This window comes from Amycolatopsis sp. NPDC057786, assembly GCF_042797905.1.
In the GTDB taxonomy this organism is placed as follows: domain Bacteria; phylum Actinomycetota; class Actinomycetes; order Mycobacteriales; family Pseudonocardiaceae; genus Amycolatopsis.
In genome coordinates this window covers 44,749-55,039 of the sequence record NZ_JBHVKW010000054.1, presented here as the reverse complement: position 1 = coordinate 55,039, position 10,291 = coordinate 44,749, and the positions used below count along the sequence as shown (strand labels likewise).

General features: G+C 68.8%; 7 protein-coding genes. 2 read left to right on the top strand and 5 right to left on the bottom strand.

Annotation, left to right across the window (positions count from 1 at the left end; all coding sequences use genetic code 11):
- Positions 1-148: 148 nt before the first annotated feature.
- The 5 genes from ACFVM3_RS25180 to ACFVM3_RS25160 all read right to left on the bottom strand — a co-directional run bounded on the left by ACFVM3_RS25180 (position 149) and on the right by ACFVM3_RS25160 (position 6,987).
- Positions 149-1,558 carry a S28 family serine protease gene (locus ACFVM3_RS25180; RefSeq protein WP_378442273.1) on the bottom strand — a complete coding sequence of 470 codons (1,410 nt, stop codon included), beginning with the start codon at positions 1,556-1,558 and terminating at the stop codon, positions 149-151.
- A gap of 69 nt (positions 1,559-1,627) precedes the next feature.
- On the bottom strand, positions 1,628-2,401 hold the full coding sequence (locus ACFVM3_RS25175; RefSeq protein WP_378442271.1) for an enoyl-CoA hydratase/isomerase family protein: 774 nt from the start codon (positions 2,399-2,401) through the stop codon (positions 1,628-1,630).
- A gap of 44 nt (positions 2,402-2,445) precedes the next feature.
- Positions 2,446-2,868, bottom strand: coding sequence for a hypothetical protein (locus tag ACFVM3_RS25170; protein ID WP_378442269.1), 423 nt, complete (start codon positions 2,866-2,868; stop codon positions 2,446-2,448).
- A 257-nt stretch (positions 2,869-3,125) separates the two neighbouring features.
- Positions 3,126-4,085: an ABC transporter permease gene (locus ACFVM3_RS25165; RefSeq protein WP_340688298.1), complete on the bottom strand. Its 960-nt coding sequence runs from the start codon at positions 4,083-4,085 to the stop codon at positions 3,126-3,128.
- On the bottom strand, positions 4,078-6,987 hold the full coding sequence (locus tag ACFVM3_RS25160; protein ID WP_378442267.1) for an alpha/beta fold hydrolase: 2,910 nt from the start codon (positions 6,985-6,987) through the stop codon (positions 4,078-4,080). The genes ACFVM3_RS25165 and ACFVM3_RS25160 overlap by 8 nt, the downstream gene beginning before the upstream one ends.
- Positions 6,988-7,307: 320 nt before the next feature.
- On the opposite strand from ACFVM3_RS25160, the gene ACFVM3_RS25155 reads away from it, so the two are divergent.
- Positions 7,308-8,282, top strand: coding sequence for a TerC family protein (locus tag ACFVM3_RS25155; protein WP_378442265.1), 975 nt, complete (start codon positions 7,308-7,310; stop codon positions 8,280-8,282).
- Between the two features lie 30 nt (positions 8,283-8,312).
- Positions 8,313-10,274 carry a S9 family peptidase gene (locus ACFVM3_RS25150; RefSeq protein WP_378442263.1) on the top strand — a complete coding sequence of 654 codons (1,962 nt, stop codon included), beginning with the start codon at positions 8,313-8,315 and terminating at the stop codon, positions 10,272-10,274.
- The last annotated feature ends 17 nt before the right edge of the window (positions 10,275-10,291 follow it).

Sequence of the window (10,291 nt, the reverse complement as noted above, 5' to 3'; positions counted from 1 at the left end):
GCCCCCTTCCTTGCGCCAGGCGCAAGGAAGGGGGCCTTCATGTACTTGGCGAGGGATGACCTTCAGGGCTGGACGCGGACGTCACTACCCGCCGCGACCGTGACAAGGGGCCGCCACGCCACATTTGACTTACCACTCACGAGAACGGTCAGAGGCGCCGCCGCTCCAGCATCGTCAAGTCGGCATCGAAGTCCGGGAACCCGGCGGGCACCGAACGCGTGCTGACGCCGGGCGAGACCGGAGGCAGACCGGCCCACCGCCGCACGGTGTTCGTCGCTTCGGCGGCCTGCGCCGCGGGAAGCTGCGAGATCCGCGCGCCGTGGTTCCCGCCCGGCACCGTGTAGCTGTACGAATCCTTCGTGCCGAAGCCGAGCTTGAACGGCTCCGCACTCCACGGGTCGTTCTCGCCATTGACGAACATCAGCCGCTTCCCCTGGGACTTCACCCAGAAATCGATGTCCGGCATCGCCAGATGGTCGAACCGCGGGATGTCGACCGAATCCGGCACGAACGTCCGCGACACGTTGGAGCCCGGGTAGCGCAGCAGATCCCGCAGATAGCCTTCGTAGGACTCGGGGGCGCCGAGCTGGTAGGCCGCCTGGAAGTAGTACGGGACGTAGACCTCGAGGTTCTGGTCGGAGTAGGTGTTCAGGCTCTCGACGCGTTCGAACCAGGCGTAGACCTCCGCCGCCGGGGCACCCGCCTTCGGGATCGTCGCGCAGTCCGACTGCCTCTGGTACTGCCAGAAGGCGAAGTACGAGTCGATGACGGAGATCTCCAGCGACACGTCCGCGGAGCCGACGGTCTTGAACGTGTAGCCGTTCTTGGCCGCGTCGGCGGCGGCGAGCGCCGCGAACTCGGAACGCCGGGTCAGCACGTCACGCTGGATCGCCTTCAGCGCCGACCGGCAGGCCGGGGCGTCGCCGACGTTCGCCAGGAACCGGTTGTAGCGGTCGTGCGCGTTGATGACGTCGTTGGGCGCGACGTACGGGATCGTCGCGTCGACGTCGTCCGGGAAAAACCTACGGAAGTAGGTCGCCGTCATGCCGCCCTTGCTGCCGCCGGTCGCGAGCCACTTGCCAGGATAGATCCGCTTGAACGCCTCGACGGCGCGGTGCTGATCGGCGGCGGCCTGCCAGATCGTCAGCTGCTTGCCCCAGTCCGGATTGTCCGGCCGGGAGGGGGTGAAGAACCGGTACTCCATGGACAGCTGGTTGCCGTCGACGATCTGGGTCGGCTCCGAGCGGTTGGGCGCTTGCGAGACGTTGTACCCGCTCGTGTACACCACGGTCGGCGACCGGAATTCCTTGTGCAGCAAGGTGAATCGCTGCTGGAAGGTGCCGCGGTCCGGCCTGCGGTGGTCGACCGGCTGGGTGTAGGTGAGTTTGAAGAACCGGTACCCGGTCGGCGCCGGATTCTCCGAGACGACGGTCAGCCCGGGGATCCGCGCGAGCGCGTCCTCGATGTCGCCGGGTGCCGCCTGCGCGGCCGGGGTCAGCCCGGCCAGTGCGAGAACGATTGTCGCCAGAACCGACCACGCGGCCGTAAGCTTCCGCATCCATGCCCTCCCCATCGGGACCTGTTGAGCGGTCGGATACTCACAGAGACCCCGCCGGTGGGCAATCGCCTATCCGGTCGAGCCGCGCAGCACCCGGTCGACGTAGGCCTTGATGGCCGCGAGGGCTTCGGGAGAGCTCCACAGTTCGAGGACGTGGGCGTCGTCGCCGGTGCGGTGTTCGGCGATGCGCTCGTGGAACGGCCGGTGCAGCTGCGCCTTCGTGTGCGCGTACGCGGCCGCCGGGATCTCGGCGAGCTTCCCGGCCACCTCCACCGCCCGCTCGACGACGTTCCCGGGCGCGGTCACCTCGTTCACCAGGCCGAGCCGGAGCGCGTCCGCCGGCAGGTGGGTCTCGCCGAGGAACGCGAGTTCGGCGAGGACGTCGGCGCCGAACCCGGACCGCAGGATCTCCAGCGCCGCCAACGGGAACGGCACGCCGACGAGCAGCTCGGTGATCCCGATCCGGCCGGGGCCGTCGGCGAGGACGCGGCGGTCGCAGGCGGCGGCGAGCACCGCCCCGCCGGCGATCGCGTGCCCGTTGACGGCCGCGACCACCGGGCCGGGGAAACCGAAGACCGAGAGGAACGCGTCCGACAGCGCGGGCAGGAAGTCCTCGAGATAGTCCGCGCCGCCGTCGTGCACCCGCCGCAGGTCGACACCCGCCGAGAAGATGCCGCCGGTCCCGGTCAGCACGACACCGCGATGGCCGGCGAGCTGGACGTCTTCGAGCCGGACGGTCAGTTCCCGGCAGAACTCGGTGTCGAGTGTGTTCGCCTTGCCGTGCTGCAGGGTGACGACGGCGATCCCGCCTTCGTCGTCCACGCGGATCGAGGAGGTGGCCATGGCCTCGACCGTACCCGAGCCCGCGAGGATCTACAGTGGACCGCTCAGTCCCTGAGCTTCACGGTGACCGTCGGGCTGAAGGACCGCTTGCGGTTCCAGCCGGTCTCGGCGCCGATACCGAGCTGGATGGCGCGGTCGGCGGGCGCCCAGTAGCCGGTGCGCACGAAGTAGGCGTCCATCGAACACAGCCTGGCACAGGACTTGCGGTTGCAGATCGTCTCCCAGCCCCACTGCCTGCCGCTCTCCTCGACGCCGTTGCGCCGGACGAAGAGATGCGGATTGCCGATTTCGCGGCAGTAGGCGCTGCCCTCGGAGATGTAGAGGACCCCGTCGATCTTGTAGAACCGATTGTTGTCGAGAAGTGTCACCTGGCCCGAGACGGCGAATCCGACCCGGCCGCCCTTGCCGGTGCTCATGGTCCAATCAAGAGAGAATTCCTGGACCGGTGTCTCGACTGACTGGGTCATGGTGACATCCCCGCTTTCCGCTCGCGTCGGCACCTTTCCACTGAAGATAAGGATTTTCCGGAGGTCCCCGAAGATGAATGCGGGGTTTTCACCCAATGAGTCGATGATCGGAAAATCGATGTTCTCATGCGCATGAAACACCGGTTACCCGCGCTAATGGGTGAAGGTCGCCACGGCCAGTGAAAACCGGGGCCCACCAGGGAAGAGGGTTTCGTCTTCCCGGTGGACCCCGGTGTTTTTCCGGTGCGGAAACGCTCTCAGCTGGTGATGTCCTTCGTCGCGAACCGGCGGCCGGCAAGAAGGAAGAACACCGTGCCGTACAACGCCGCGGACAGCATGCCGTTGGCCATGTTCGTCCAGTCGATGTCGGTCGAGATCAGATCCATCCACGAGAACGCGAAATGCGTCGGAAGGTAGTCGCGCAGCCCTTCGAGCGCGGTGATCTGGTCGAGGATCTGCGAGACGATCGCGACGATCACCGCTCCGCCGACGGCGCCCAGCGGGGCGTCGGTGGCGACCGAGAGCAGCATCGCCAGACCGGCCACCCACGCCAGCTGCAGGATGATGTAGACCGTCGCGAGCCCCATGGCGATGAGACTGTCGCCGAACGACACGGCGTCCCCGGTCGGGCTGATCGCGTCGCCCGCGCCGTACCAGATGACGCCGACCACCAGCGAAACCAGCGGCAACAGGATCAGCGCGACCGCGGACAGGATGCCGGAGACGATCGCCTTCTGCCGCAGTACCCGGTGCCGGGGGACCGGCATCGCGAGCAGGTACTTCAGGCTCGACCACGACGCCTCGCTCGCGATCGTGTCGCCGTAGAACAACGCCACGATCATCGGGAGCAGGAACGTCCCGGAGACGAACAGCGCGAGCACCACGAAGTTCGGCGCGCTCGCGGTGGCGAGGTCGACGAAGCCGCCGCTGCGGCGGTTCGGGTTGGCCTGCCCGATCTCGAACGCGATCACCAGGATGAACGGCAGCAGCGCGACGAACCCCAGCATCAGCTGGGTCCGGCGGCGTTTGAGCTGCCGTTTCAGTTCGACGCCGAGCCGCAGCGTCCGGTCGGCGCGGTAACCCGCCACCGCCCCGTCCGGGCCGACCTCGGTCGGTTCGTGCGACGCGACCTCGGTCAGCTCCAGCAGGGCCGCCGGATCGGTGTGCACGCCGTGATCCGCCCGGGTCGCCGGGCCGGAACCATTGGTCTTACTCACCCTTCGAGTCCTCTCCGACCAGCTGCAGGAACGCGTCTTCCAGACGGCGCCTCGGCCCGGCCTGCTCGACCGCGACCCCGGCCCGCACCAGGACGGCGACCGCCTCGGCACGCGCGAGACCGTCGAGATCCGCGTGGACCAGTTCACCGTCGACGTCGACGCCGGATACGCCGCCGACCTTCCGCAGCGCTTCGGCCGCTTCGGCGGGCTTGTCGACGCGGAACGTCGCCTCGCCGCTGGACGCGGCCAGTTCGCCGACCTCACCCGAGGCGACCAGCATGCCGCGGTGCATCACGACCACGTGCGTACAGGTCTGCTCGACCTCGGCCAGCAGGTGGCTCGAGACCACCACGGTGCGCCCGGTCGCCGCGTAGCGCTGGAGCACCTCACGCATCTGGTGGATCTGTGGCGGGTCGAGCCCGTTGGTCGGTTCGTCGAGCACCATGAGCTCCGGCAGGCCGAGCATCGCCTGCGCGATGGCGAGTCGTTGCCGCATGCCCTGGCTGTAGGTGCGGACCCGCCGGTTCACCGCGTCGCCGAGCCCGGCGATCTCCAGTGCCTCGGCGAAATGCGCCTTCTCCCTCGGGCGGCCGGTGCTCGCCCAGTACAGCTCCAGGTTCTCCTTGCCGGACAGATGCGGCAGGAAGCCCGAACCCTCCACAAAGGACCCGATCCGGGACAGCACCGGCGCACCGGGCGCGATCAGGTGGCCGAATACGCGGATGGTGCCCGCGGTCGGCGTGATGAGCCCCATCAGCATGCGCAGGGTCGTCGTCTTGCCCGCGCCGTTCGGCCCGAGCAGACCGAGCACCTGGCCGGGTTCGACGCGGAACGACAGATCCTTCACCGCGACGAACCCGCCCGCGTAGGCCTTGCGCAGACCTTCGATCACGAGCGGCGTCTTCGCCAGGCTCTCGTCGACGTCATGGGCACGGCGGCGGCGGAACGCCGCGATCACGGTAATCGCGATCCCCGCGAGCAGCGTTCCGGCGATCCCGAGCAACTGCGCGGTGGGCGCGCCCGCGCCGACCGAGTTGCCGGGGACGACCGGCACTCCGAGCCGTCCGCCGTCCGCCAGCCCGATGCGGAACACGGCGGGCTCGACCGGCGTCGCGAACGCCTGGTCCGTCGTGGCGACGACCAGCCGCAGCGTATGCCCGGCCTCCAACGGTCGCACGATGCCCGGCAGGGTCACCGTCACCTCGACCGGGCTGCCGTCGGCGGGCAGGCCCGAGACGCGGAAGGGGGCGACGGCGTTGGCCGGAAGCGTGCGGACACCTTCCGAGTTGACGTCGTAGAGCTTCGCGAACAGGACGGCTTCCTTCTGGGGAGCCGCGGCGGCCGGATCGGCCGAGATCTGAAGGCGGACCGTCGACGAACCGGCCGCGATCGTCTGCGCGTCGAGCGGCGGTGTCGCGAACTGCGCGGCCTGCCCCGGCGGATCCAGGCTGAACAGACCGGAAAGCCGGGACGAACCCGCCACCGCCCCGTTCAAGCCGGGGATCCCGCTCACCGCGGCGGGATTGCCGCCGGCGGGCCGCACGACCGGCTGTGGCGGGCCCGCCAGGGTGAACTGACGTCGCTCGGTGGCGTCCCCGGTCGCTCCCGGGTACGCCGGTGCGGTGACGGTCCGGACCGAGGGGGCGCCGTTGGCCCGCAGCGTGCCCTGGATGTCGTAGCTGAACCCGGTGCCGGGGTCGGTGCCCTGCCCGGTGAGGGAGAACTTGAGGAAGTCGGCGATCTGCGCGCGCAGTTTCTGCCCTGGCTTCCCGCCGTCGTGGCCGCCGGTGTACCAGATCGTGCGGACCTTGCCGCCGGCCGCGGTGATCTGCCGGGCGGTCGCGTCGGACTGGTCCAGCCCGAACAGCGTGTCGCTTTCGCCCTGCACCAGCAGGGTCGGCACGGTGATCTTGTCCGTCACGGACGCGGGGGAGACCCGGCGGAGCAGATCGACGGTCTTCTGGCTCGCCTTCCCCGTGGTGGCGAGCTCGGTGTAGGCCTGGCAGACATCGGCGGTGAACCGTCCACAAGGGTCGGCCGGACCGGACGGTGGCCGCTGCCCGTTCTGGCCACCGAGCGGCAGTGACTGCGCCGCGGCCCCCGCCGCGCCGGTGCCCTGCGCCGCACCGGATTCGCTCGTCTCGTCGCCGGCTTCGGGCGCGTCGTTGGCGGGGGATCCGCTCTGCGCGGCGCCGGAACCGGCGGAGAAGAAGATGCCTGCCCACGACTTCTTGAAGACGCCGTCCGCGGTGAACGCGCCGGCGGCCGGGGTGGCGGCGTTAGGCGCGGCCGGGGCGGCGGCGTTCGGGAAGAGGCCCTGCGCGAGATCGTTGTAGGTGATCACCGGCGCGATCGCGTCGACCCGTTTGTCGGTCCCGGCGAGCAGCAGGGACAGCGCGCCACCGTACGAGGCGCCGGACACGGCCACCTTCGGGTCGCCGTTCTCGCTGAGGACCTCGGGCCGGGTGGCCAGGCCGTCGATCAGCTTCTTGGCGTCGGCGACCTCCCGGTCGGGGTCGTTCAGCGCGATCTTCCCGGTGCTGCGGCCGAAACCGCGCGCGGACCAGGTCAGCACGACGAAACCCTTGTCGGCGAGTTCGCGGGCTTCGGTGGCGACGCTGTTCTTGTCACCGCCGAAACCGTGGGCGAGCAGGACGGCCGGAGCCGGGGTCCGTTCGGGCAGGTACGTGGTCGTGTCGATCTTCACGACCTCGGACGAGCCAGGGGTTTCGGGCAGGTCGAGGGTCGCGTCCTGGGTTCTGACCGCGGACGGCGCGGGTTCGCTGTTCGTCCACACGACGGCCGCGGCGGCCAGGACCACCACGACCGCGGCGAGCGCGGTGAGCTTCGCGCCTCGCGTGCGAGGGAGCGGGATTCGGGGCACGGAACGACCGTATTTCACCGAAGCTGAGAACCGCTTCCCCGGCACACACGGACCACACAAGGGTGACGTTAGGCCGCCACCGGAACGGGTACTCAAGGAGCGAGAAGAGGTGGGTGTGACGGGAGTTACGCCATCATCTTGGTGACAAGGGCAACCTTAACTGGCGTCATGCGTACAGACAGGTCAAACTGGACCAGCTGTGAGGGGAGTATTCCTTCGCGGCGGTGTCGTCAGCACGGTGGTCTTCGCAGGCCCCCGGCACCGTCGGCCGGTTTTTCGTACCGGCGGAAGAGACCTCCGGTTAGTTGCTGCTGTGCACTTTCCGGAGGGTTGGTTACATGTCTGTTCCCCTGTGGCTATGGATCGCCACGGTCGGCGGTCTGCTCGCGCTGATCGCACTCGACCTCGTCATCGTCGATCGCAAGCCACATGAGGTCACCACCGGCGAAGCCGCCAGGTGGGTCATCTTCTACATCGCCGTGGCCATCGCGTTCGGCGTCGGCGTCTGGGTCTTCGCCGGGCACGACTTCGGTGTCCAGTTCTTCACCGGGTACATCACCGAGTACTCGCTGAGCGTCGACAACCTGTTCATCTTCATGATCATCATGACGTCGTTCAAGGTGCCCGCGATCCACCAGCACCGGGTGCTGCTGATCGGCATCCTGCTCGCGCTCGCCATGCGCAGCGTGTTCATCGCCGTGGGCGCCGCGCTGATCGCGCAGTTCGTCTGGGTCTTCTTCCTCTTCGGCGCCGTCCTCATCTGGACCGCGATCAGCATGGTCCGCAACAAGGACGAAGAAGAGGAATACGAAGAGAACGCGCTCACCCGCTGGGTGCGCAAGCTCTTCCCGGTCACCGAAGAGTGGCACGGGCACAAGTCCTTCGTGAAGAAGGACGGCAAGCGCTGGATCACCCCGATGTTCCTGGTGATCGTCGCGATCGGCAGCGCGGACCTGCTGTTCGCGGTCGACTCGATCCCCGCGATCTTCGGTATCACGCAGGAGGCCTTCCTGGTCTTCACCGCCAACGCGTTCGCGCTGATGGGCCTGCGCCAGCTGTACTTCCTGCTCGGTGGCCTGGTCACCAAGCTGGTGTACCTGTCCTACGGCCTCGCGGTGATCCTCGCCTTCATCGGCGCCAAGCTGTTCCTGCACGCGCTGCACGAGTACCACGTCGTCCCGGACTGGCTGGACATCAACAACTGGGTCTCCCTCGGCGTCATCGTCGTGGTCCTGACCGTGACGACGGTGGCCAGCCTCGCGAAGGCGAAGAAGCTGGAAGCCGCCCAGCAGGAGTCTTCAATCAGTAGTTAGAGCTGCTAAGGATCGGGTACCGTCGGGGCCGTGCGTCCCGTTGACATCGAAGCCCTGACGGTCCCCGGCATCCTCGCGCTGCGTGGCGACCTGCTGCTCACCGCGGTGAGCAGGCCTGATCTGAAGACCAACAGCTACCGCGGAGCCCTGCGCAGGGTCGATCTGGGTGGCGGTGGAGAGGGGGCCTGGACCCACGGGGCCAAGGACTCCGCCCCCGCCATCTCGCCGGACGGCCGATGGGTCGCGTTCCTCCGGGCGGGGGAGGGCTCCGGGCGCGCGGCCAAGCCGCAGGTGCACGTGATGCCCGCGGCCGGCGGTGACGGGAAACGGATCACCGACGTACCTCTCGGCGCGGGTGCCCCGGTCTGGGCACCCGATTCCCGCCGGATCGCCTTCGTCGCCCGTGTGCCCGAGCCCGGCCGCTACGGCACCGAGAACGCGGACGGCGAAACGCCGGAGCCGGGGGAAGAAGCGCCGCGGCACATCACGAACCTCTTCTACCGCGTCGACGACGTGGGTTTCCTCAACGACCGTCCACAGCGTCTGTTCGTCGTGGACGCCATCGCCGCGCTGGACGACGAGTCGCCCGCCGAGCTCACGCCGCTGACCGACGACCGGGCCGACGTCGACCATCCTTCGTGGACGGCCGACGGCGAGCAGGTCCTGTTCAGCGGTCCGCGTGACTGGGCCGCCGAAGACACCGTCCGTTCGGACGTCTACGCCGTGCCCGCGGGCGGTGGCGAACCCCGGCAGCTGGTCCGCTCCCTGGGCACCGCGGACCGGCCGGTCGTCGCCCCGGACGGTTCGATCCTGTTCTACGGCAACGAATTCCCCGGTATGGAAGACGTCGCCCGCAACACCGGGCTCTGGCGGGCACCGTGGCCCTCCGGTGACGAGCCCTCTTCACCGCGCCGGTTGACCGACGTCGAAACGGTGGACTGCGACAACGCGGCGGGCTCTCCGGTCGTCGTCGGCGACGAGGTCCTGGTCGTGGTCAGCGCCCGCGGCGCCGCCGAGTTGCGCGCCGTTCCCCTCGACGCCGAACTGGCCGAGCTGAAGTCTCTGCGCCACCTGGCGGGCGAGCGCACCGCGGTGAAGTCGTTCGCCGTCGACGGTGAACGGATCGTCGCGGTGATCGGGACGCCCGAGAGTTCCGGGGACGTCGTGCTGCTTTCCGGCGGCGAACAGCGTGTGCTCACCGACTACTCGAAGGCGTTGCGGGACACCGGAATCCTGCCGCTGGACGAACTGAACGCGACCGCTCCGGACGGCTACCCGGTCCACGGATGGGTCGTCCGGCCCGAAGGAGACGGACCGCATCCCGTGGTCCTGATGGTCCACGGTGGACCGTTCGCGGCGTACGAATGGAAGGTCTTCGACGAGGCGCAGGTGCTCGCCGCCGCGGGCTACGCCGTCGTCCTCGGCAACCCGCGCGGTTCCGCCGGCTACGGCGAAAGTCACGGCCGGAGCATCGTCCACGGCCTCGGCACCGTCGACGCGGACGATCTGCTGGCGTTGCTGGACGAAGCGGTCAAACTGCCCGATCTGGACGGTGACCGGGTCGGCGTGATGGGCGGTTCGTACGGCGGCTTCATGACCAGCTGGCTCGCCGCACACCACGGCGGCCGGTTCCGCGCCGCGTGGAGCGAGCGCGCGGTCAACGCCTGGGACTCGTTCGTCGGCAGTTCCGACATCGGCTGGTTCTTCGCCGGGGGCTACGCCGGCGACGATGTCGAAGAGCAGCGCAAGCGCAGCCCGCTGACGTACGCGGGGAAGATCGACATCCCGTTCATGGTCGCGCATTCCGAGCAGGACTGGCGCTGCCCGCTGGAGCAGGCGCAGCGGATGTACGTGGCGCTGCGGCAGAACGGCGTCGCGGCCGAATTCCTGCTGTTCCCCGGCGAGGGGCACGAACTCACGCGTTCCGGTCTGCCGCGGCACCGGGTGCAGCGGTTCGACGCGGTACTGGAGTGGTGGGGGCGCCACCTCTGATCTTCGGTCCCTGGAGT